21 protein-coding genes are annotated in these 22,825 nt (G+C 47.2%); 11 read left to right on the top strand and 10 right to left on the bottom strand.

The window, feature by feature from the left end; genetic code table 11:
- From HFD87_RS19370 to HFD87_RS19355, 4 genes are all read right to left on the bottom strand, one after another.
- Window positions 1–1,742 (bottom strand): Ig-like domain-containing protein (locus HFD87_RS19370; RefSeq protein WP_243207492.1); only part of this gene is annotated, 1,742 nt, incomplete at its 3' end.
- A 363-nt stretch (window positions 1,743–2,105) separates the two neighbouring features.
- A complete protein-coding gene (locus HFD87_RS19365; RefSeq protein WP_167423817.1) occupies window positions 2,106–2,825 on the bottom strand; it encodes a hypothetical protein in 720 nt (239 codons plus the stop codon).
- Window positions 2,826–2,965: 140 nt separating this feature from the next.
- The gene (locus tag HFD87_RS19360; protein WP_010256756.1) at window positions 2,966–3,601 is read right to left on the bottom strand and encodes a LuxR family transcriptional regulator; all 636 of its coding nucleotides are present in this window, start codon (window positions 3,599–3,601) and stop codon (window positions 2,966–2,968) included.
- Between the two features lie 45 nt (window positions 3,602–3,646).
- Window positions 3,647–4,237, bottom strand: a complete 591-nt coding sequence (locus tag HFD87_RS19355; RefSeq protein ID WP_010256759.1) for a helix-turn-helix domain-containing protein — start codon at window positions 4,235–4,237, stop codon at window positions 3,647–3,649.
- A 1,025-nt stretch (window positions 4,238–5,262) separates the two neighbouring features.
- Here HFD87_RS19355 and HFD87_RS19350 point away from each other — a divergent pair.
- The 11 genes from HFD87_RS19350 (at window position 5,263) to HFD87_RS19300 (ending at window position 16,912) form a co-directional block, all read left to right on the top strand.
- Window positions 5,263–5,580: a hypothetical protein gene (locus HFD87_RS19350; RefSeq protein WP_010256762.1), complete on the top strand. Its 318-nt coding sequence runs from the start codon at window positions 5,263–5,265 to the stop codon at window positions 5,578–5,580.
- Between the two features lie 9 nt (window positions 5,581–5,589).
- Entirely contained in the window at window positions 5,590–5,811 is a 222-nt protein-coding gene (locus tag HFD87_RS19345) for a hypothetical protein (protein ID WP_122889924.1), read from the top strand.
- Window positions 5,812–5,905: 94 nt separating this feature from the next.
- A complete protein-coding gene (locus HFD87_RS19340; RefSeq protein ID WP_010256772.1) occupies window positions 5,906–6,436 on the top strand; it encodes a fimbrial protein in 531 nt (176 codons plus the stop codon).
- A gap of 62 nt (window positions 6,437–6,498) precedes the next feature.
- Window positions 6,499–7,236, top strand: a complete 738-nt coding sequence (locus HFD87_RS19335) for a molecular chaperone (protein ID WP_033759838.1) — start codon at window positions 6,499–6,501, stop codon at window positions 7,234–7,236.
- A gap of 25 nt (window positions 7,237–7,261) precedes the next feature.
- Window positions 7,262–9,853 carry a fimbria/pilus outer membrane usher protein gene (locus tag HFD87_RS19330; protein ID WP_167423816.1) on the top strand — a complete coding sequence of 864 codons (2,592 nt, stop codon included), beginning with the start codon at window positions 7,262–7,264 and terminating at the stop codon, window positions 9,851–9,853.
- A 12-nt stretch (window positions 9,854–9,865) separates the two neighbouring features.
- Window positions 9,866–10,921 (top strand): fimbrial protein, encoded by a 1,056-nt coding sequence (locus tag HFD87_RS19325; protein WP_010256778.1) that lies wholly within the window; start codon window positions 9,866–9,868, stop codon window positions 10,919–10,921.
- Window positions 10,922–10,980: 59 nt separating this feature from the next.
- Window positions 10,981–11,643: a response regulator transcription factor gene (locus HFD87_RS19320; RefSeq protein ID WP_010256781.1), complete on the top strand. Its 663-nt coding sequence runs from the start codon at window positions 10,981–10,983 to the stop codon at window positions 11,641–11,643.
- 34 nt (window positions 11,644–11,677) lie between these two features.
- Window positions 11,678–13,000: a TolC family outer membrane protein gene (locus HFD87_RS19315; protein ID WP_167423815.1), complete on the top strand. Its 1,323-nt coding sequence runs from the start codon at window positions 11,678–11,680 to the stop codon at window positions 12,998–13,000.
- A gap of 25 nt (window positions 13,001–13,025) precedes the next feature.
- The gene (locus HFD87_RS19310) at window positions 13,026–14,285 is read left to right on the top strand and encodes an HlyD family secretion protein (protein WP_010256789.1); all 1,260 of its coding nucleotides are present in this window, start codon (window positions 13,026–13,028) and stop codon (window positions 14,283–14,285) included.
- 16 nt (window positions 14,286–14,301) lie between these two features.
- Window positions 14,302–16,485, top strand: a complete 2,184-nt coding sequence (locus tag HFD87_RS19305; protein WP_072123950.1) for a peptidase domain-containing ABC transporter — start codon at window positions 14,302–14,304, stop codon at window positions 16,483–16,485.
- On the top strand, window positions 16,478–16,912 hold the full coding sequence (locus HFD87_RS19300) for a DcrB-related protein (protein ID WP_010256796.1): 435 nt from the start codon (window positions 16,478–16,480) through the stop codon (window positions 16,910–16,912). The genes HFD87_RS19305 and HFD87_RS19300 overlap by 8 nt, the downstream gene beginning before the upstream one ends.
- Before the next feature lie 112 nt (window positions 16,913–17,024).
- Here the strand turns inward: HFD87_RS19300 and HFD87_RS19295 are convergent, their stop codons facing one another.
- From HFD87_RS19295 to HFD87_RS19270, 6 genes are all read right to left on the bottom strand, one after another.
- Window positions 17,025–17,522: a FidL-like protein gene (locus HFD87_RS19295; protein ID WP_022624196.1), complete on the bottom strand. Its 498-nt coding sequence runs from the start codon at window positions 17,520–17,522 to the stop codon at window positions 17,025–17,027.
- Entirely contained in the window at window positions 17,519–18,352 is an 834-nt protein-coding gene (locus HFD87_RS19290; protein ID WP_010256802.1) for a winged helix-turn-helix domain-containing protein, read from the bottom strand. Before HFD87_RS19290 ends, HFD87_RS19295 begins: the two co-directional genes overlap by 4 nt.
- 200 nt (window positions 18,353–18,552) lie before the next feature.
- Window positions 18,553–19,473: a substrate-binding domain-containing protein gene (locus HFD87_RS19285; RefSeq protein WP_167423814.1), complete on the bottom strand. Its 921-nt coding sequence runs from the start codon at window positions 19,471–19,473 to the stop codon at window positions 18,553–18,555.
- Between the two features lie 68 nt (window positions 19,474–19,541).
- Window positions 19,542–20,321: a TIM barrel protein gene (locus HFD87_RS19280; RefSeq protein ID WP_010256807.1), complete on the bottom strand. Its 780-nt coding sequence runs from the start codon at window positions 20,319–20,321 to the stop codon at window positions 19,542–19,544.
- On the bottom strand, window positions 20,321–21,334 hold the full coding sequence (locus HFD87_RS19275) for a Gfo/Idh/MocA family oxidoreductase (RefSeq protein ID WP_052271910.1): 1,014 nt from the start codon (window positions 21,332–21,334) through the stop codon (window positions 20,321–20,323). Before HFD87_RS19275 ends, HFD87_RS19280 begins: the two co-directional genes overlap by 1 nt.
- Window positions 21,331–22,794, bottom strand: coding sequence for a sugar porter family MFS transporter (locus tag HFD87_RS19270; protein WP_167423813.1), 1,464 nt, complete (start codon window positions 22,792–22,794; stop codon window positions 21,331–21,333). The genes HFD87_RS19275 and HFD87_RS19270 overlap by 4 nt, the downstream gene beginning before the upstream one ends.
- Window positions 22,795–22,825 lie beyond the last annotated feature (31 nt).

Genomic DNA, 22,825 nt, shown 5'->3' with positions numbered 1-22,825 from the left:
TCCACCGCCGCAACCGTCAGGTCGTGAGAGGTGCCGTCCGCCATATCCTGCTCCGGCGTCCAGCTCCACTTGCCGTCCGCGTCCACCGCTGCGCTGCCGACGAGCTCGCCGTTGTCATAGATATTGACGTGATCGATGTCGGCGGTTGCGTCGCCGGAAAGGGTCGGCCGCGCGTCATCGGTGACCGAGCCGCTGGCAATCTCGCCGGTGATCGCACCGACGTCGTCCGTCAGGGTGATGCTGTCGATGACCAGGCCCGAGGTCTGGTTATCCGGCGGCGTGCTGTCGCCGGGGCCGTCGATCACAACGCTGTTGCTGTTGCCCGCCTCGTCGGTGGCTTCCACCACGACGTCTTTGGCGTCCACGCCCGCCGGATTCGGCTGGATGCTCCAGTGACCGTCCGCGTCCGCCACCGTGCTGGTCACGCTGTCGCTGACCGGATCGGTGATCACGATCACCGCGCCCGGCTCGGCGTTACCGGCCAGCTCGTCCTCGGTGTTGTTCGTGATTTCCGGAGCCGCCGTGCTGGTGTCAACGGTAAAGCTCCAGTCGCCGTCTGCCTGCGGGCCTTCGTTGCCCGCCGCATCCACCGCCGCAACCGTCAGGTCGTGAGAGGTGCCGTCCGCCATATCCTGCTCCGGCGTCCAGCTCCACTTGCCGTCCGCGTCCACCGCTGCGCTGCCGACGAGCTCGCCGTTGTCATAGATGTTGACGTGATCGATGTCGGCGGTTGCGTCGCCGGAAAGGGTCGGCCGCGCGTCGTCGGTGACCGAGCCGCTGGCAATCTCGCCGGTGATCGCACCGACGTCGTCCGTCAGGGTGACTGAGTCACTGACAATGCCGGAGTTGATGTTATCTGGAGGAGTTATGTCCGGTCGGGAACCGTTGGACGGCGGAGAGACATTACCCGCAGGATCGACAACCACGATAGTTACGTCGGTATCCCCTTCATGGACAGGGTTAGGCTGGATACTCCAGTCACCATTTTCATCAACTACAACCGTGGTGGTTTCACCGGTACTGCCATCGGAAATAACCACAGTTGAACCAGGTTCTGCTTTACCTGAGATTTGTTCATCATCATTGCTATTTATAACCGCCGCTTCTGGCGAAGAGGTGTCAGTAAACTCTTCAGTCAGGCTACCGCTATTGCCCGCACTATCAGTTACCGTAACAGTGACGGTGCCATTTGGTTGTGAAGTCGGTGCTTCCACATACCAGTTACCTTCACTGTCCGTCTGGGTCGTGATCTGGGTGCCATCAGGCAGTTGAATGACAACCTGTGAGTCAGGGCTATTCGATGTTCCGGAAAACTCTGGACGACCATCATTATCACTGTCCGCAACAGGATCAAGTGTCACCGATACACTCTTAGCGGAAGAGTCATGGCCACTGCTACCACGCCCGGACGCACCAATAGCAACGCCGCCTGCCGCGCCGCCCAGCAGCATAAAGGGCAACCAACCAAAATTGTTGTCACTGGCAGTCAGCGGATCGGCACTGGCATATCCTTCACCACCTAATACCTGTTCACCGCTCTGACCTTCAGTTAAAGCTGGCGGGTATTCAGCCACATCGCCGGAAGTCGGCACATATTCATAAAATTGACCGTTTTCGCCCAGCCCAATCAGATGAACGTTTTCATTATCATAATAATCTTCCAGCACAATATCAGGATGCTGAGAATCATCCTGGCTAAAGAAAAGCTGCAGATTATTGCCAACGCGCCTGGTTACAACCATTTGCGGAGCATGTCCTGTAGCGCTATCGATCACTTCTATATTTAATGCACCCTGATGCGGAACTTTGATCGTTGTAGGATTTTCAGATTTTGTATCAACAGTGTATGAAGAGATAATACCCTTCACACCACGCAAGTTCACTTTCAACATAACAACCTTCTTAATTAACGAGGATTGATTAAATTCAATAGAAATAAAGCTTTCACAAACCCTTAATCTCTATATTCATATACTTCGAATAACCGTGATTTTATGACGAGATAATCTGCAATCCTGACATTGCTTCCAGCACAACTCTTGATTCTGGAGTCAGTGAACGGCATTATCAGAACTGATTAATAAAAAATATGGTGCCAGATTGCATCAATGCAGTGAGTATGCAGCGCCCTGAGCTTTACTGCTTTTATCAGCTATCTTCATAGCATTGCTCTGAGCATGACTACTGTCAGAATTTAATAGTGAAGAAGCCACCGGGTGATTCAATAGTTTTGACTCGCCCGCTTCAGAACAAGAACGTTCATTTACTACACGCGATAACGTACGTGATTGTGCTTTGAGACTGGTTAAAACAGATTCAGCTTCCTTTGCAGGCACCAGACGCGCCGTGATTTTCTGCTGATCATTTACCGCTAACTGATAGTAATAGCGCTCACCTGATTTCAGCGCTGGTGTGGATACTTCAATTTTTGCTGGCTGGACAAAATCATGCTGGCTGAACATGACGTCCAGTTTTTTCTGGCCAGGGCACACACTAATTTCAGTCCCTCTATCACCTGACATTACGCTCGTATAGTATTGATTATTAATAAATACGTTAACTAGGCGTTTTGATACGGCAGGATTTTTTTCATCAATACGGTAGACAATAATGTGCGCACGCGGGTCGCGTATCTGCTCCGGCGCCTTGTCAGTGTTGACCTCTTTAAACAACGATGGCGCAGGAGCGTTCTGCGATGGCGCCGCCTCAACATAATTGCAGTACAGGTAGCCTGTAAGTAATAAAACCATACTCAGCATTGCTCCCTGCATAAATTTAAAGGGACTATTCGATGCTTTGCATGTTAAACGTGAATTATTTTCCATATAACTCTCCTTAAGGTGCTTAACCTTTATATTTAAAACACCTTATATCCGATGTTGAACAGGAGCTGACAACTCCTTAAAAAATAAAAAATGGGAAATTTAAACAGCGCAGAAGGGTGAGCCTACGCCTCTGGATAACGTTAAATCTCATTTACATTGATAACTCCTTTGTAAAGTTCAAGCAACGAGACATCATTGATAAATGCATTAAATTCTTTATCTCCTTTCAGAGCGAACTTTCTCATCACATTATATTTATGTGCATAGATTGTTTTAACTGACAAATCTAACCTTTTTGCTGTCTGGATTACACTGTATCCTTTCTTCAAAAAACTAAGCACCTGAAGTTGCACCACGGTGATACGTGCAAATTCGCACCGTAAACAGTCTGAAGGCAGATATCCCATAACTCTTCCCTGAGTGTTTAACCAGGCCTTGGTTATTTTCTCAGTGATTAAACGTACCGAATCCCTTTTTGACACTTCAAGCAAAGATTGATAACAAAATGGTAACGGGTTTTTAATTTTCTCTCCGAAATCATCGGTAAATACCAATATGATACTGCCAGGCTTTCGCTCGCGATAAGCGGGTTGACACATATAAAGACGCCATTGCGAAACATTGATCAGGATGAAGTCAGCCTGCCGCAGGTTATGACTATCAAAACCTGATAAAAATTTTACTTCTGCATCAGATAGCAGTGCCTCCTCAATTACCTTTGATATGCCCAGTCTGAAGAAGTAATTGTCATCCGTACAAACCACATTAACATCCATTTTTTCCCTTCAGCATCACAAAATTCACGATGACAAATATTATATTCAGGTGAACTTACCGTTAATCAGTACCAATTCGCCTTTCTCTTTTAGTTCCTTGAGCACTCTGCAAATGGAACTTTTTGATAAATGAGAACTATTTTCAATAAGATATAGTGCTGAAAATCGTTTCTTTAAATGAGTCGGCAGTTTTTTCCATCTTTCAATCAAAGAAAGAACTTCATCATATGAGTTACTTTTTGGTAACTGAATGTAATTCATCAGATCAGAATACTGTCCTGATAAAATAGACATTGCGTCATTAAAAAGATCTTTCTCAAAAACCAATCGCCAGAACACGTCATAGTCAATGAAACTGACTTTTCCATAATCGACTCGTTCCAGATAGACTGGCGGCTCGTCTAAAGCTGGAGTGACGCCGACAACAAACGGAGCGGATAAGATATTCAAAACCTTATTCTCGCCTTTAAGTTTAAGTAAAAAATCGCCGTCAAGAATGAACATAACGCGACGTACATTATCTTTAGTCAAATGATAACGGCGCTTGCCTCTTGAAATTTCATCTGGATTAGCAATCTGCGTAAATCCTGCTAATGCATCGATGATCCGTTCATGATTTTCAGTCACTCTATACATATTAATTAACTCAATCTAACTGACGTATTGGTCAGTGATTAGCAACAATTCGTAAAATCAGTTTTTTATAGTCTCTTTCTCTTTCGCCTGGTGTACTCGCTTACCTGAGCTCGCCTCCATAACTCGGGCAGTTAAAAATAGTCTTTATCGGTTCCACTATAATAAAACCGTCCCAACAAAATTCAAAACCGCAAATACAAACAAATAAAGACACTCAGGCTAATAAAAGAAACAATAACCAGATCTTACACCATTTAAATGCTGTTTAGTTAGCACATAAATCTACTTTGTGGCACCTTACAGGCAGTGTTATAACTTTTTTCCTAAAAAAAGAATTTCCCATTACCATTTGAAAGATGATGTTATGAGCATGCTATTTTAAAAGCCCGTATTTAAACACCTCTCTCAATTTTCCAGCATGGCTGAAAAGAAACAAATCAAATTGGCATCAATGTTAATGCTCCTTACTAAAGTTACGCTGTCAGGCAGCATTGCATGGAAGGAATTAAACCACGGCACCCATCGAACAGATACTTAAATTGATTATCTTTATATATTTAGTTTTTTATCCTGATAAATATAATTTAATTAGCTTAAAGCACCAGAAACTGGCAAATGGGATTTTTCCCTTTTTAATTCCACTTCTCAAATGACTTCACATTCAGGCAAGTGAAATCATTAACTCATGACTTTATTCACAAGCTTATTCATAGATGAATCAGTTTCACTGAACCGCGTTCATGGCATGCGCTTTCCGGATGCCAGATAATTTTAAGCATCAGGCATAAGCAGTGCTGTTAATGGTTAAATCACGCATAAGAATAATGTACGCTCAAAAAATCCCAGAATACTAACAGCAGTTAATATTATGTAAAAATATAATAGCCATATCCTTGCTTACGATAACAAAAGAAGAATTATGGATGTTTTACTATTTCATTTTTTATGACCACCCATTCTAATAGCGCCGTTCGCTAGAAGCGGCATAAATAATAATATTGAACAAATGATACATGGAGATATCGATGAGAGAGTTAACATCTTTTGAAATGCAAAACGTTTCAGGAGCAGGTTTTTTTGACTTTATTGGTGCTGTAGTTGTCGGTGCCGTTACGGGTATTAGTTCTTTTGGTCTTAAATGGGGAATGAGTGGCGGAAGCACCGGTGGCGTGTTAGGCGTTGGTATTGTCTCTGCCGGTGTAGGTCTGATTGTCGGCGCAGTCCTTGGTCTTGTTGATGGTGCTTTATATGGTGCTATGAATGGCTGGGATAGCACGGCAGGCTGGTTTAACGCGGTCGTTGAAAACCAGTTTGATCCTAATGCATCTGTAATTACAGCTTAAGGAAACAACATGCGTGAATTGAACAATAAAGAAATCGAAGGCGTTAGCGGTGGTTCATTAACTTCGGTGATCCTGGATTTCTTTAAGCAGCTAGGCGCAAGCTCAGTAGAGAAAACTGAATGGACGCGCCCAGACTCCATTCCAGCAGCGAACCCGGTTAGTGGGTCTGCCTTTGGCATGGGTATTGTTGGTGTCGCAGCAGCAGTCGTATTTGGATTGCTGATTTTCTAATTCTCTTGTGAGGAATGAATCCTCCAGGGAAGTGAACGATTATTAAATCGTTCATTAATTGATGTTATTAATTATTTTATACAAAGGAAAGTATATGAAAAAGTTATCTATGGTTGCTCTTGGTCTGATGCTGGCTGCTGCTCACGTTAATGCTGCTGAAGCTTCAGATGGCACCATTAACTTCACAGGAAATATTGCGTCTCAGACTTGTACTGTAAGCGTAAACGGCGGCGGCAGCACTGCAACCGTTACACTGCCTAAAGTAGCAAGTAGTATTTTAAGCACATCTGGTCAGACTGCAGGTAACACTCGCTTCACTATGGCGCTGAGCAATTGCTCAGCTACGACTGGTGACGTGTACGCTTACTTTGAACAAGGTGCCAACGTCAATGCTGATGGTCGTTTGACCAATACTGGTACTGCAACGAATGTTGACCTGCAGCTGCTGGATAGCGGAAATGGCGTGTTGAACGCGGGTAGCACTGAGCAGACCACCTCTCCAAAAACTGTCGCTCTGACTGCTGGTGCAGGTACTCTGACCTATTCTGCTCAGTACTATGCAACTGGTGCAGCTACTGCTGGTACCGTCTTATCAGCTGTGAACTATTCAATCAATTACCTGTAATTGATTATGGTGGGAGCATCTGTTCCCACCTCTCTTCCTCTATCATCATTTCTGTCAAAATCATGAAAAAAAAAAGTTTTAAATTTTTGATCTCCTGTCTGCTGGCTTTTACGGTGACCTCATCGGCTTTTGCCAGCGTGACGATTATCGGCACCCGGGTAATCTACCCCGCAACAGAAAAAGAAGTCACAGTCCGCTTAGATAACCATGGCAATCAACCTGCGCTGGTACAGGCCTGGATTGACAATGGAAATCCTGATGAAGCACTGGATAAAATAAACGTACCGTTTGTCTTGCTACCGCCTGTTTTCCGTATGGAGGCTAACAAAGGACAGACATTACGTATCGTTTATACCGGTTCAAACCTGCCCAAAGATAAAGAGTCGGTATTCTGGCTTAACGTACTCGACATCCCTCCTCGCGATAAAAGCCTTGCGAATCAAAATCAGTTGCAAATGGCTATTCGTAGTCGCATCAAAATTTTCTTTCGCCCAGCCCGGTTCGATGCGATGCAAGCCACAGAAGCAGCGTCGGGTCTTATCTGGCATCAAGGGGAGAAAGCGAATCAGCTGACAGCAACCAATAACTCTTCGTTTTACGTCAACGTTTCACAGATCAATGCCGAGGATAACGCGGGGCGAAAAGTAGTCAGTGAAAAGGGAGATATGCTTGCACCAGGCGAAACAAAAAGCTTCTCCCTAAAAGGGTTGAACGCAAATCAAATAAAAACAAACTTTCATTATCAATATCTGGATGATTATGGCGCTGCACGCAATGTAGACGCCAAAATTAGTCAGTAACTTTGGTAACTCATCAGGGGTAATAATGATGGCAAGGATGATTAAAAATAATAAACCAACGGGAAAAATATTTTACCGATCTTTTCTGGCGCTTTTTTTAACTGCATCAACAGGCGCCGCATTTGCAGAAAATTCGTATGATTTTGACGAATCATTTGTGAAGAATTTACCGGGCGTTAAAGTTGATGTGGCCCGCTATGCAACCGGTAACCCTATTGATCCTGGTACTTATACGCTAGATATTTTCCTGAATGGTCGTCAGATTGGTCGGGAAAATGTTCAGGTCATTCGTGAAGGGGCGGGAACCAAAGCGTGCCTTTCCTATGATCTGGTCAAAAGCTTGTCACTTAAGGACACAGTTTTTAGCCCGGGACAAGCTGAAGATTTGCGCTCTGGTAAACAGTGTATGGCGCTGGAGGAGGTAGTTAAAGAGAGTCATGCAGCTATCAATTCTGCCGATATGCAGATGGATATCTCAATTCCGCAAATTTATCTGTTGCGATCTGCGCGCGGCTACGTTGCGCCAGAATTCTGGGATAAGGGTGAAACAGCACTTACGCTAACCTATAACACTAACTATTATCGCTCTGTAAATCACGGTCAGGCATATGACTCATTTTATGGCCGTGCGCTGGCGGGCTTTAATCTTGGCGGATGGATGTTCCGTCACGATGGTTCTCTCAGCTGGCAACGTCAAAAAAACAACGAGTATCATCATTACGATGCAATTAATACCTATGTCCAGCGTGATATTCCGCAAATAAAATCACGGCTGTTATTAGGTGAAGGCAATACCAGTGGCGAAATTTTCGATACGCTTTCTTTTCGTGGTGCGCAAATATCTACAGTTGACCAGATGTGGCCAGACTCTCAGCGAGGCTATGCACCAGAAATCCGCGGCGTAGCCCGAACCAACGCTCAGGTAACTGTATCGCAAAATGGCAACAAAATTTATGAAACGACGGTCTCACCAGGCCCTTTTAATATCACCGATCTCTATCCTACAGGCTACGGTGGTGATTTAGACGTGACCGTGAAAGAAGCTGACGGCGGTGAGACCCGTTTCTCAGTTCCTTACGCAGCGATGACGCGTCTGAAACGTCCGGGCATGACTTTTTATAGTCTGACCGGCGGTGTATCCCGAAAAGACAATATGGTTTATACACCTTCGGTCTATCAGGGCACTATTCAGCATGGTTTTAGCAATAGTCTCACCGGTTACTCAGGTATTCTGGGATCAGATAACTACACCTCTGTGCTGTTGGGAGGTGCATTTGGTTTACCTGTTGGTGCGATCTCACTGGATATTACTGGCGCTCAGACAAAATATGGTGATGAGAAAAAGCAAGGTGTAAGTTATCGGGCAACTTATAGTAAGAAGGTTTCTCAGACTAACACGAATTTTACTCTGGCGGCTTACCGCTTCTCATCATCCGGTTATTACAGTTTTGATAATGCATTACAAATCAATAACTATTATAAAAAAAATCATAAAAACAGTTCGTCAAATTATCTTTCGCGCCCCAAACAACGTTTTTCTATGACGGCAAGCCAAAATTTTGGGGAGTCATATGGGAATATCTATCTTACTGGTTTCGTTCAGAATTACTGGGATTCTGCCGGAACGAATACGCAATTTCAGCTGGGTTACAATAATACAATTGGTCGGGTCTCCTATACTTTATCAGCAAACCGATTATTATATTCAACCGGCGGGCATGACACTCAACTGTCACTCGACTTCTCGGTGCCAATTGGCAGCGATAGTCAAAGTTATGTAACCGGAAGTGCGACACATAATAAACAAGGTGTGAATGCACAAACAGCAGTTAATGGTGTTCTGGGTGAACATGACCAATATAACTATAACGTTGGAATAGCGCGCGATACTGATAATGAGAAGTCCGGTTCAGTTAGTGGGCAGTACCGTTCGCCCTACAGTATGCTGACGGCGTCTTATACTAAAGGGGAAAACTATTATTCTGCCTCGGGTGGTATCAGCGGTGCGGTAGTCGCTTTACCTGATAGCATTAATTTCAGCGCTTATCAGTCTACGACTTATGCTGTTGTTACCGCAGAAGATGCAGAGGGCGCGCGTGTACTTGGATATCCCAATATTGTGTTAAACGGCAGCGGCAAAGCTATTGTGCCAAACCTTAACCCGTACCGGATAAACGAACTGGCCATCGACCCAAAAGGAATTCCACTGGATGTTGAGCTTGAATCAACTCAGCAGCGCGTTATTCCTGTTGAGGGTGCAGTCGTCAGACTTGATTATAAAACCAGCAAAGGAAAGCCACTGTTAATTCGGGCTAATCAGCCGAACGGAAATGCCTTGCCATTTGGTGCAACGGTTAATGATGAAGACGGTAACCTTATCACCACTGTTTCACAGGGTGGTCAGATTTATGTGAGGTTAAATAAAGATATCAGCCGCCTGCATATTTCCTGGGGTAAAGCAGCCAGTGATAAGTGTCTGGTTAACCTGGAGTCCGGTATTGTTAATTCCAGTGAAAACAACACCCTTGCAAGGCTCACAACAACATGCAGCAGCGATCAATCAAAACCTGTTCGCTACGTGTCTAACGGCGAAATGAACAAAGATAATCAGGGTTAATCGGGTGACATTATGATGTTTATTAACTTTAGAAGGACACTGACCAGAATAGTCAGCATCATGATTATGGTATCTGGTTTCGTCATGCTAGCACCAATTAATGCGAACGCGGCAGATGATGTCACACTGACGTGCAAAAAATCTCTTTCTGATGCGGTATTAGATTTCCGCTCACTGGGGATAAATATTTCGGCAGCTGTTCCGGTGGGCACGGTCGTTTATAGTGGCAATTTAACAGTCACGTTCAAATGTGCCCTGGATAATCTGCAACAGTTTTTTGATGGTTTAACGGGAGAAGTGTACTTAAAGCGTAAAACAATTGCTGAAGATGCACTCGGTTATGGCTTAACCATTTATACCGGTTACGGTGGTGAAATGTCCACCGACGCTGCCAATATTCCTACCGGCAACAAGATCGCTACTTACGCGTTAACCAGTGGCGGTACAGTCGGTGCTTATACTGATGTCACATTGAATGTGCCTTTTCAGATTGTGCGGACGTCAAACTCGATGGCTGGCCCCAATTTGCTTCCGGACTATGTCAACGTATTTGATGTAGGCTCATTGGTACCAGGAAATGACCTGAAACTTTATGTCAGATATATTAAAAGCGGCATCACTGTGAGGGATCAAACCTGCTCAGCAGCAGGCGATGTTAACCCGAGGGTGTCATTAGGGAGTTACACAGCGAATACCAGCAGTGGGTTGGGTTCCGGTATTGGACAAACCAGCCCATCTACCGCTTTTAATCTTCAGCTTAACTGTGAGGCACTTCTTTCAGGTACCTTTGACGTTATGATGCAGTTGGATGGGGATGCGGCTGATGGGCTATCGGATGTCGGCGTAGTTTCTCTGAACTCGACCTCAACTGCCAGCGGAGTGGGTGTTCAGATTCTGAATGAAAGTCAGCAACCTGTTGCACTGGCAGCACCATACAGAGTTGCAGCTTATCCACTGTCGTCAGCATTGATAACAGTGCCCTTATATGCACGTTATTACCAGACTGCTGCCACAATAACCCCTGGTAGTGCTAACGCAGTTGCTACCTATACCATTAGTTATCAGTAACCATATGGGCTCTTCGGAGCCCTTTACCAGACTTTATAAACTGAGAAAGGATTTTATCAGTGGATAGGCCATTAAAAGGAAGGAGGTTTAAAGTTGGTGTCTCTGATGAGAGTCCTTTTATTTTTTATTCAATACAAAAAATACTCTCAACCGGATTTCACAACCTGGACATTGCAGCATACCCGGTAGAAGCAGAAAATCTTTTTGTAAAACTGAATAGCGATCCTCCTGATATATTAATTACTGATTTTTGCTTTAACTTTGAACGTAATGATTTGAACGGCGTTAGAAAGCTAGAAGAAATTTACAACCATAATGCTAACCTTAAAATCATTATCTTTACGGCACAGAATAGCCCGGCCATTTTGAAAAGAATATTGCAAATTCCGGTAAATGCAATAGTGAGCAAACGTGATGATATACGGGATCTGGTAGAAGCTTTGCACTGGGTTTGCTCATCGAATTCTGAAATATTTTATTCAGAAAAGATGAAAGATCTGGCGCATTCTGCTTCAGAGGAGCCCGCACAGACTCTTTTATCACCCGCAGAAGTTGAAGTAATCAGACTTTTTGCTATCGGGTACAGTTTAATGGAGATAGCTAAAGCACGTAAACGTAGTATCAGTACGGTTGCAACGCAGAAATATAACGCCATGCGTAAACTTCAGCTGCAGTCTAATACTGATTTGATTAAATATGTCTTTGCCCAGCAACTCATTTAATTTCGGGCTTAATTTTTAAGAAACAGCGAGCATCATGAAATTTTATAATTTTAAAATTGCATTTATTTTACTGTCCTGCGTGCCATTTGGATCTTATGCGACCAGCTTACAACAGGCTGCCCGAGCCGCATTAACCTATGACTCTGCATTGCAATCCAGCCAGATGACCAGTGAAGCCGATCAGCAAAAATACTGGCAGGGTATGGCCGGAATGTTGCCCACATTGACGCTCGAAGGAAACTGGGATCGTCAGGAACAGCCGGATAAAAAATATCAAAGTGGTGTAACAAATCACAGTTACGATCTCAGTGTCAGACAACCCCTGTTTGATATGAGTAAATATGCTGGCTGGCGTAAAGGCGTTGCTATTGCCAATACCGCTGAAGCCCAGTCAAAAAAAGCTGAAGAAAAGTTATTAAATGCGATCAGTAATGCCTACTTTTCGGTGCTCTATCAGCAGGAAGTTTTACAGGCTGCGAAAGCTGCCAGTCACAACTTCAAACAACAGCAGCAAAAACTGCAGGCCGGTATTCTGAATGGACAAAACACTCGTACAGAGCTGGATGAAGCTAAGGCCAATTACGCTCTTGCTCAGGCCAAAGAAATAGAGGCGAGTAGTCAGTTATTGCTGGCTGGAGAAGCATTTCGTCGCTTATCGGGTGTCAGCCCGGACACTGTCGAGCCGGTAAACTTTCAGTGCCTTAACGCTTCGCCCTACGCTTCTTTAACTGATGCGATTAATGCCAGCCAGCAACGTAACACTGAAATCAAAATTGCCCTGTTTCAGAATGATCAGGCCGATGCTGATGTATTGGCTGCAGATGGCGCACATATGCCTGTCGTGTCACTTTACGCCAGATATGGCAAAAACTGGAGCCGTAACGATAACGACGATAATTTACTTTATGATGCTATTTTTGGCACTAACTCTAAAAGTAATAATCTGCAGTATGGCGTTAACGTTTCTATTCCATTATTCGCGGGTGGCAGCCAGATTTCACAATCTTATGAAGCAGCCTATCGCCGTCAGGCAGCGAAATATTCCACCATGGAAGCACAACGCAAAGCGGCTACAGATACACGTTCAGCATGGCTTAGTCTTACGAATGGAAAAGCGTTAATCAACGCGCAGAAAAATGCCGTCGAGTCTTCACGCGAAAAAGTGGTGTCTGTTCAATATGGCCGGGAAATGGGTTTCCGTACGGTAAATGATGAGCTTGATGCCCAGCAAAAATATTTTAGTGCGCTTAAAGATCAGGCTGAAGCTCGCTTCAATTACCTGAACGCCCTCATTAATCTGGCACAAAGTACCGGATCACTATCAATCGACATGCTGAATTTTTTTCAGTGCCGTTAATCCCTTACTCATGATGATTATATAAATGGAACAGTCACTATTCCGTCAGGAGGCACTTGATGCAGCCAACCGTGGAAACCTGGGCATTGTGGCACTCTATTGCCCACCTTATCGCTGGTTAGTTATTTCCGTTGTAGTGCTGATCACTGCCGCGACAGCGCTGTTTTTTATATTTGGCAGTTATACAAAATATGAATCCTCTACCGGAGAACTGCTGCCTAAAAATGGCATGCTGATCATTCCGCCCCCCGTAAGCGCTACGGTGGTCGATATTCCGGTAAAAGAGGGCCAGCATGTTGAAAAAGACGATGTGCTTATGGTGTTGTCATCAGAGGTTTCAACACAGTTAGGTCAGACTCGTCAGGTTATTGCCGAGAATCTGAAAGGCCAGCGTGAAAGGCTTCAGCAGGATCTGGTGACGCTTGAAAAGCTTCATCAGGTTGAAATGAAGGGCCTGACCGACGCTATCGCCAGTCTGAAACTGCAGCAGGAGCAGTTGAAGCTGCAACTGACACACCGTCGGAAACAGGTTTCCCTGGCGAAAATGCAGTTGGACAAGCTGGAAGCCATGCACAACGAAGGGTATGCCTCAAGCCGTCAGATGGAAGAGCAGGAGTCTAATCTGCTCGATAGCCAGGCGCGCTACCAGGAATATCAACGTCAGCTGTTGGACATCTCGCAAAAAATTGTTCAGACCGAGCAACAGCTGCATGAAAAACCGCTGGATGACGAGAAAAAGCGTAACGATATCGAGCGCCAATTGGCTGATAACCGTCAGTCGATGGCTGAAAATGAAGCGCGCCGCTCGTTTGAATTACGTGCGCCTAAAAGCGGGTATGTCGGCATGATTATGGTCAAAAATGGACAGATGCTCACCGCCGGTCAGTCAGCCATAGCAGTTTTGCCAAGCAATACTGAACTGGTCGCCCGCATCATGGTAAACACGCAGTCCATTGGTTTTATCCAACCGGGACAGCGGGTGGTGCTGCGCTATAAAGCGTTTCCTTATCAAAAGTTTGGTCAACAGTATGGAAAAGTTATCGAGGTTTCACGCACCGCTCTGTCTCCTCAGGAAGTCACTACGTTAACCGGCAAAAACAATATTCAGGAACAGCAGTACCGCGTGCTGGTCTCCCTGGACAAACAATCAATTACTGCTTATGCGCAGAATGAAAAACTCAAGCCGGGTATGGCGCTGGATGCCGATTTTATCGTCGACAAACGTCGTCTTTATGAATGGGTGCTGGAGCCAATTTTTGCGCTTGGACACAAAATCTCTCTCTGATTAAAAGGTCTGTTCTGTGTTGTTATTAGAGAAACTCAATTTTAAATGGTTTAACCGCCTGCCGATGATTCGTCAGTCACAGGCGACGGAATGTGGTCTTGCTTGTCTGGGGATGATTGCCAATTATCACGGTCATGAAATCGACATGATCACCCTGCGTCGCAGGTTCGCAACGTCGCTTAAGGGTGCAACTCTTAGTGATGTCATTGCCATGGCACAACAACTCAATATGAGTTCCCGTGCGTTACGCGTTGATATGGAAGAGCTGTCTAAATTACGCATGCCCTGCATTCTGCACTGGGAATTGAACCATTTCGTTGTGCTAAAAAAAGTGCGTGGCAATAAGATCACGCTTCACGATCCTGCACGCGGCATTCGGGAACTGACATTTAAAGAAGCATCACCGGCGTTCACCGGCGTTGCACTGGAGCTGGTTCCCTCCTCCACTTTTGAGGTCAAAAAAGAAAAAGAAAGCATCTCGATGATGAAGCTGGTGGGCAGTGTGACAGGGGTGAAATCTGCCTTTGCCCAGGTGCTTATCCTGTCCATCGCTCTGGAGCTTTTCGGCGTACTCTCCCCCTTCTTTATGCAGTGGGTGATGGATATGGTGCTGGTCTCCGCAGATTACTCGCTACTCTCCTTGCTCGGGATCGGCTTTATCATGATTGCGTTGTTTCAGACCATGATTACAGCGCTGCGCTCATGGGTGATGAGCTGGTTCTCAAGCCAGCTCAGCGTGCAGTGGACGGTCAATGTCTGTCACCATATGTTAAAGCTGCCACTTGAATGGTTCGAATCCCGTCACGTTGGTGACATTCTGTCCCGCTATGGCTCGCTAAACACCATCCAAAGTACGCTGACCAGCCGCTTCATTAGTACTGTGCTGGATGGGGTAATGTCGATCGTGACAGTAGTGATGCTGTTTATCTATAACGCTAAGCTTGCCTGGCTGGTAATTGGCCTTTTTGTCGCCTATGCACTGTTACGCTTCATGGCTTATGATCCTGTTCGCCGCGCCAATGAAGAGCAAATCATCAGTTCAGCCCGCACGCAATCTTCATTACTGGAAACGCTTCGCGGTATCCAGGCAGTAAAAACCAATAACAAGCAGGTGCCTCGTCTCTCCGCCTATATGAATTTCCTGGTGGATACGACCAACAAAGGCATTGTGATTCAGAAGCTTAACATTTTGTTTGGTTCCGCCCAGGGATTGCTCACTTCTGTAGGCAGGGTCGTACTGGTCTGGCTGGCTGCGCTGCAGGTACTGGATGGCAACTTCTCTGCAGGTATGCTTACCGCCTTTATTAGCTTCTCCGATCAGTTTATGAGCCGCGGTGCAGGTCTGATCAACGCCGTAATCGACTTCAGAATGCTGCGTATGCATGGTGAACGACTGGCCGATATCGTGTTGTCAGAAACTGAAGTCAGCTCAGAAGCCAGTCCGGTACTGGTGAGTAAAGATACGCATGATGAGACAGAAACGTCGCAGGATATCAAACTAACGGATATCCGCTTCCGCTATGCACCTACCGAACCCTGGGTAGTAAATGGTGCCAGTCTGGAAATTAAGGCTGGCGAAAGCGTTGCGATTGTCGGCCCTTCAGGTCAGGGAAAGACCACCATGGCCAAAATCATTCTGGGTCTGCTGCACCCGGAAGGTGGAACAATCACCGTGGGCGGAATGGACATTACCCAGACAGGACTTGAACACCATCGTAACCGCATCGGCTGTGTTATGCAGGATGACATCCTGTTCTCAGGCTCGATCAGTGAAAATATTAGCTTCTTTGATAATAATCCTGACCACGCAAAAATTACCCGTGTAGCACGCCTGGCGCAAATTCACGGCGATATCATGAAAATGCCGATGAACTATCAAAGCCTTGTCGGTGATATGGGATCGTTTCTCTCTGGCGGGCAGCTGCAGCGTATTCTGCTAGCTCGCGCCCTCTACCGCGAACCAAAAATACTGGTACTGGACGAAGCAACCAGTCATCTGGATATCTATAACGAAGCACAGATCAACAATGCAATAAAGCAAATGAAAATCACCCGAATCATGATTGCACATCGCCCGGAAACCATAAGAAGTGCAGATAAAATCGTCCTGTTAAATAACGGTACGCTCAGTGAAGTTACCGCAGAGCAGTTATTTGGCCAGACAGAAAAAACTAAAGAAATGGAGATTACACATGGATAAAAATATTTGCCGGTTTAGCGAAGGTATGATTACTTTACCGGAAGGCTACTGCGAGCGAACCCTGAACACGCTGGCGGATCCCCGTTCAGCGATGCCACCCGTCACTATTTCTCGTGATAAACTGGCCAATCACAACAATCCAGAAGAATATATCAGCAGTCAGCTTGCTATTCTGCAGAGACAAATGAAAGACTGGCAGCAGCAGGCAAATCAACCCGTGGTGTTGGGCGATAATCTGAGCACAGGCATCATGATTACTTATGATTTTCTGCGCCCGGATAATATCCGGCTTTATCAAAAGCAGGCGATTTTCACCTTAAACCTGGAGGATGTATTAATTTTCTCTTTGTCAAAGGCTGCCCCCCTGACCGATGAAGAAATTCAGCTGTTTAATAATATCCTGAAGAGTTTCCAGAGCTGGCCCTGATACTTTTCCTCAGCAAAGCCTGACGACATAACGTTAAAAGAAAAACCGGGCAGGATAAACCCTTCCCGGTTTCATGCATTCTGAACACCGCTAAATTAGCCGTTTACAGAGCTTAGTAACGCTGGCAGGTAAAGAGATAGGAGATCGGCCCACCGATAATATAGGTATTTTTATCAATCTTATCGACATCCAACTGCAGATGCGTTGGATCCAGCGTGATCTCTGCTAACAACTTATTAAAGATGACATCAGGGGTAGTATCAGTATTCGAAGTGACAACTTTGCTGATCTGATACCGGTAAGTATCATCGGAAATTTTAGCGCCATTGATTAATGCAACCCTTCTGTTAAGAATAGTAACACCGTCATTGCTCGTTGCCTGCCCATTCAGCAACAGATAGCCTGAATCCTTTTTATCAAAACGTAAATCCTGGGCAACAGCGAACTCAATTCGTTTATCATCATTACGACTGAGATCGTAACGGCTAAACGCTGAGCATCGAAAAGGAAAATCTTTGGCCTGATGTGTTAAGTAATAAACCCCTGCAAAAGTCACCATTAATAGCGCAGCCAGCATGAAGATAATATTAATACCAATGCTCCGCTTCATCCCATTCTCCAGTCAAGATAATAAAAATTGTCGCATGAGATGATATGACCATCGCTATTAATTTTACACGATGAAAGAATTGTTCTTCCGAAATTCTTAGTAGTAAAAGAGGTGTTTTTATCAAAAATAATCCGGTGACCCGCATCGCAGGTTTGATTATTTTCCCTTAGAATTTGCACTATTTGCTTACCCAATGCCTGTCGTTCAACCTCATCCAGACCCTGCAATAATACTGCTTCGCAGCCACCTTCAAGTTTTATTGAACTCATTGGAATAATTTGCTCGTCAGGACGCGATACCGTGAAATACCAGAGCACCATGCCCAGCACTATCAGAGCAACAGAAGCAAACCAGTATCGCCGGGTGACGTTAACGGACGTAGCTGGCAGCTGATTACCGGGCGGAGTGGCAGGCAGGACAACGTTTTCAGCAGACCCTTCAGTTATACTTCCTTCCGATATGTCATCAGTTAAAACTTCCGTCACCCCCATGACCGGGGCTGATTGACGTTCAATTTTAATATCGGTATTCAGGCGTATACCAATTTTCGGGATGGTGATAATCAGATTTTCACAGCCATAAGCCGCGAGTGCCCTGCGCACAATACTCAGATATTGATTCAGATTACTATTCGATCCACGCAGGCCATATTTATCCCAGACCTCGGTCAGCAACGTATCACGCGCCAGTATTTCTCCCCCGGAATTCAGTAACTGCTCAAAAAGCCGACCTGAAGAAATACTGAGGCTCAGCGACTCCTGAGTAGGAATGTGGCTAAGCGTGCAGTCATCAGAATTGTAAGAAACCTGATCATCGATTATGTAAATCATTAAGAAATCACTGAATTTCCGCTCATTTATCGACAGTATAATTCAGCTTATATGAAGAAGCACTACAGACGCGTTAATCAGGCGATTAAGGAAATTTTTACAGATTAGCCAGCAAAACAGGCCGGGCAGAGTGCGTCACTGCCCGGCAGCTGGCTAATAATTTAAGAAACGACGAAGAATCATAAAGTTAGCGGCAATTTTTATGGCTGATTAGCGGCAGCAAACTCCGCATAATTACTTTGAGTAATGGTTTTATAGGGGATCCAGTTCAGTGATTCGAATTTCTGTTTATCCAGTAACGCTTTCACGACTTTCACAGCGCCCGTCGCCTGCCCTTTCGCATCCTGGAAGATAGTCAGCGTCATCTTTCCATTTTTGACGAACTGCTGACCATCTGGCGTGCCATCGATCCCGGCAACCAGAATGTGGCTGTTTTTCGCCTGATTCAGCGCCATAATCGCCCCGATAGCCATTTCATCATTATTGGCGGCGATTGCATCGATCGGTCGCTGATTAAGCAGCCAGCCCGAAACTACGTCTACCGCTTCATTACGCTGCCAGCGTGCAGTCTGTTTTTCGATTACCGCCATTTGCTTATATTTAGCGATCACCGCTTCAACAGCACGCGTCCGTTCCCGCGCTTCTTCATTTGATAATGCGCCCATTAAAATGGCGACATTGCCCCGATAGTTCATCTGTTTTGCCAGCGCTTCCATCTGCATCTCACCCCCCAGGGCAGAGTCAGAACCGACATAGGCCATGCTGGACGGTAATTTCACTTCCGGTTTACGGTTAACAAACACCAGCGGAATGCCCGCCGCTTCTGCCGCTTTCACCATCGGCAGTACGCCCTGTGTATCGACCGGGTTGAGAATAATGGCATCCACGCCCTGATTGATAAAGTCTTCAACCTGCTGTACCTGAAGAGCTACATCCCCTTTGGCATCGACGAACTGCCCATCCATTTTCAGCGCTTTTATCTCACCCACCATCTGCGTCCGCAGAATCGATACGAAGTTAAGATCGAAATTAGCCAGTGCGACACCGATTTTAGGTGTTTTAGCCCAGGCGGTAACGCTGATCATCAGGCTGAGCAGCAGTGCTAACATTTTGGTTTTCATCGCGTAATCCTGTAGGGTTTATTATTGATAGAACCGCCGGGCAACAGGCAAATACCCGGCGGCAGAGCTCACAACGTAAAGTGATCGCGGAACTGTGCCAGGGCTGTTTCGCTGTCGCCTTCGGCCCAGCCCTCCAGCGCAACGACGCCGCAATAGCCGACCTGCTCCAGCGCACGGGCAATGGCGCGATAGTTAATTTCCCCGGTGCCAGGCTGCATGCGCCCCGGCACATCAGCCACCTGGATTTCACCGATAGCGGGGCCGCAGCGTCGTATCAGCTCTATCAGGTTGCCCTCTCCAATCTGGGCGTGATAGAGGTCCAGATTCATCTTCAGTGCCGGGCTGTTGACCGCTTCGACCAGCGCCAGCGTATCGGCAGCCCGTGCGAACGGCGTACCCGGATGATCAACTGCCAGATTCAGGTTTTCGAGAGTAAATACCCGCCCGGCCTGCTCGCCGAGCGCAGCGACACGCCGCAGGGTGTCGGCCGCTTTAAGCCACATCTCACCGGTAACCACCTCAACCGGACGAACCGCCTGGCCGTGAGCATCCAGCCCGGTGCCATGCAGATTCAGGCTCGGGCAGTTCAGACGATCTGCAATCGCCAGTGAGGTTTCTGCGCTATGCAGCAACTCTGCAATCTCATCATCATCAGTCAGGTTACCGTTGAGGTAGCCGGTCATGGAGGTAAAACGCGCACCTGTCGCCACCAACGCGTCGATATCTTTGTTGGCCCAGTTCCAGATCTCCACGCCAAATCCCAGCGCATGAATCCGCTCAACACGCGCGATAAAAGGCAGTTCGAGAAACACCATCTCCGCACAGACTGAAAGCTGATAACCGGCCATTAGCGTTCTCCCAACAGAATGGGTTTGCGTTGCTGCACCGATTCAATACAGGCCAGCGCAATTTCCAGCGCGTTACGCGCATCAGTGCCAGTAGCGCGCGGCGTGTCACCGTGCAGAATCGCGCGGGCGAATTCTGCCATTTCAGCAACATAGGCCTCACGCAGCAGATCGGTATCCATTCGAGACGTTGCGATGGCAATACCCTCGGCGTGATAACGCACACAGTTGTCCTGATTGATGTTGCCCGCCTGCAGCATACCTTTACTGCCAAACACCTCACCGCGAACGTCATAACCGTAAACTGCCTGGAAGTTGGCTTCCGCAGTGGCAATGGCACCGTTATCAAAGCGGATGGTCACCACCGCGGTATCAAGTAATCCCTTATCTTTAAAATCGGGACGCACCAGCGCATCAGCCAGCGCATAGACCTCAACCGGCCGGGAACCCGGATTGAAGTGCAGAAGGGTGTCGAAGTCATGGATTAAGGTTTCAAGGAAGATGGTCCACTGCGGGATCGGGGCCGGATCGCGCAGGCCAGGGTCGCGTGTCACCGAACGGCTTAGCTGGGTGGTGCCATTGGTGCCTGCTCTGACAGCTTCAATAGCTGCGGCGAAGCCTGCATTGAATCGACGATTGAAGCCGACCTGCAACACAACGCCCGCATCCTGTGCGGCCGCGATCGCCCGATCTGCCTCATCCAGCGTTACCGCCATCGGTTTTTCGCAAAACACGTGCTTGCCAGCCCGGGCTGCAGCGATCACCAGTTCGGCGTGAGTGCGAGCCGGCGTAGCAATAGCAACGGCATCGATTTCGCTGTCATTGAGTAACGCCTGGATATCGGTATAGGCTTTCTCCACCCCCAGCCGGTCTGCCAGTTTCTGCGCTGCGCCGGGTTGCAGGTCGGCGACCGCTGTCAGCCGTGCCCCAGGCACCCGCAGCGCCAGATTCTCTGCATGAAAACTGCCCATGCGGCCAGCACCGATCAATCCCACTCGTACTGTTTTAAGGTTCATAACTGCTCCTGTTTTTTGTTGTCAGCCCAGTCAGGCTGAATAGGGTGTCCGGATGTCGCCTGCGCTTTGGCGGCAAAACGACGGGATTTTGAAAGCATCAGCGGCTCGATGTGCTCCAGTGAGATGCCTCGGGTTTCAGGCAGAAAACGTTTTACAAACCAGAAGGCCACCAGGCAGCCAGCGGCGCAGAGCATCAGTGGAAAAGCACCATGGAAGTGATCCATCAGCAAACGGCTACGGTTCATCATCGGGAAAGTCTGAGTAACGATGAAATTGGCGAGATACATCGAAGAAAAGGCGTAGCCCATCGCGACGGCACGAATCCGGTTGGGAAATATTTCAGAGATCAGTAGCCAGGCACCCAGACTCCATGACATACCAAAAATCAGTACGAACGCCACCAGGCCCACAACCGGCAGCAGGCCACCGATCTGCGCTATAAAGGCCCAGGCGGTAATCAACAGGCTGACAGCGCAACCCAGCGCTCCCCAGCGCAGCAGACGCGTCCGTCCCCAGCGATCCACTGCGTTCAGACAAAACGCTACTCCGACCAGCAGCGCCAGTCCGAGGAAAATGCTGTGATAGAGGGAGGTCTGTGTATCCGGTGAGATGTTCTGCAGCAGCGACGGTGCGTAATACAGCAGGATGTTGATGCCCGAAACCTGCTGCAGAATTGCAATCGCGCAGCCGATCAACAGGATGTAACGCATTCTGGCGTCGCGGAGCAGACGGGTTCCCTGCTGACGGGTAACAGAATCCGCGTCCGGCGCACTTATTTCTGCCAGCAGACGCCGCGCATGTTCAGGCGTCGAAAGCCGGGTCAGCACTGCCAGCGCGCGTTCACGCTTGCCGTTTAACGCCAGCCAGCGTGGTGATTCCGGCATAAAGGGCACCAGTGCCAGAAACAGCAGGCAAGGCACCACACCCGACGCCAGCATCCAGCGCCAGCCTTCACTGACTATCCAGGCATGGGGCATACCGCGTGCAATCAGGTAATTCACCACATAGACCGTGACCTGACCGCCAACCATCAGCATCTGCTGCAGCCCAAGCATGCGCCCTCGCCAGTCCTTAGGTGAGACCTCTGCGATATAGAGCGGCGTAATTGCCGACGCCATCCCGACCGCCAGGCCACCCACCAGCCGGTAAATCACAAACCCGGTTAGTGAATCTGCCAGCGCAGAACCCACCGCAGACACGGCAAACAACAGCGCGGTGATCACCAGTGTAGGTTTACGCCCGATCCGATCTGAGATCGCGCCGACACAGCCAGCGCCGACGATACAGCCGAGAATGACATTTGAAACAGCCCATCCACTTTGCCACGGCGTTAGCGCAAGGTGTTCCGTTAATGGCTCAATAACGCCGGAAATCACTGAGGCGTCATAACCGAGGATCACCCCGCTCAATGAGGCGATGGAACAGATGAACAGCAACAACTTCAGATTATGTTTACGCATAACACCTTAACTTTCCCATTGTTTTTGACAG

This window comes from Pantoea sp. EKM21T (assembly GCF_011800405.1).
Lineage (GTDB): Bacteria > Pseudomonadota > Gammaproteobacteria > Enterobacterales > Enterobacteriaceae > Pantoea > Pantoea agglomerans.
This window is presented reverse-complemented; position numbering and strand designations above follow the sequence as displayed.

Excerpts from the sequence above, each read along its gene's own strand:
- HFD87_RS19365 (WP_167423817.1), bottom strand. The coding sequence starts at position 2,825 with ATGGAAAATAATTCACGTTTAACATGCAAAGCATCGAATAGTCCCTTT.
- HFD87_RS19360 (WP_010256756.1), bottom strand. The coding sequence starts at position 3,601 with ATGGATGTTAATGTGGTTTGTACGGATGACAATTACTTCTTCAGACTG.
- HFD87_RS19355 (WP_010256759.1), bottom strand. The coding sequence starts at position 4,237 with ATGTATAGAGTGACTGAAAATCATGAACGGATCATCGATGCATTAGCA.
- HFD87_RS19350 (WP_010256762.1), top strand. The coding sequence starts at position 5,263 with ATGAGAGAGTTAACATCTTTTGAAATGCAAAACGTTTCAGGAGCAGGT.
- HFD87_RS19345 (WP_122889924.1), top strand. The coding sequence starts at position 5,590 with ATGCGTGAATTGAACAATAAAGAAATCGAAGGCGTTAGCGGTGGTTCA.
- HFD87_RS19340 (WP_010256772.1), top strand. The coding sequence starts at position 5,906 with ATGAAAAAGTTATCTATGGTTGCTCTTGGTCTGATGCTGGCTGCTGCT.
- HFD87_RS19335 (WP_033759838.1), top strand. The coding sequence starts at position 6,499 with ATGAAAAAAAAAAGTTTTAAATTTTTGATCTCCTGTCTGCTGGCTTTT.
- HFD87_RS19330 (WP_167423816.1), top strand. The coding sequence starts at position 7,262 with ATGATGGCAAGGATGATTAAAAATAATAAACCAACGGGAAAAATATTT.
- HFD87_RS19325 (WP_010256778.1), top strand. The coding sequence starts at position 9,866 with ATGATGTTTATTAACTTTAGAAGGACACTGACCAGAATAGTCAGCATC.
- HFD87_RS19315 (WP_167423815.1), top strand. The coding sequence starts at position 11,678 with ATGAAATTTTATAATTTTAAAATTGCATTTATTTTACTGTCCTGCGTG.
- HFD87_RS19310 (WP_010256789.1), top strand. The coding sequence starts at position 13,026 with ATGGAACAGTCACTATTCCGTCAGGAGGCACTTGATGCAGCCAACCGT.
- HFD87_RS19300 (WP_010256796.1), top strand. The coding sequence starts at position 16,478 with ATGGATAAAAATATTTGCCGGTTTAGCGAAGGTATGATTACTTTACCG.
- HFD87_RS19295 (WP_022624196.1), bottom strand. The coding sequence starts at position 17,522 with ATGAAGCGGAGCATTGGTATTAATATTATCTTCATGCTGGCTGCGCTA.
- HFD87_RS19290 (WP_010256802.1), bottom strand. The coding sequence starts at position 18,352 with ATGATTTACATAATCGATGATCAGGTTTCTTACAATTCTGATGACTGC.
- HFD87_RS19285 (WP_167423814.1), bottom strand. The coding sequence starts at position 19,473 with ATGAAAACCAAAATGTTAGCACTGCTGCTCAGCCTGATGATCAGCGTT.
- HFD87_RS19280 (WP_010256807.1), bottom strand. The coding sequence starts at position 20,321 with ATGGCCGGTTATCAGCTTTCAGTCTGTGCGGAGATGGTGTTTCTCGAA.
- HFD87_RS19275 (WP_052271910.1), bottom strand. The coding sequence starts at position 21,334 with ATGAACCTTAAAACAGTACGAGTGGGATTGATCGGTGCTGGCCGCATG.
- HFD87_RS19270 (WP_167423813.1), bottom strand. The coding sequence starts at position 22,794 with ATGCGTAAACATAATCTGAAGTTGTTGCTGTTCATCTGTTCCATCGCC.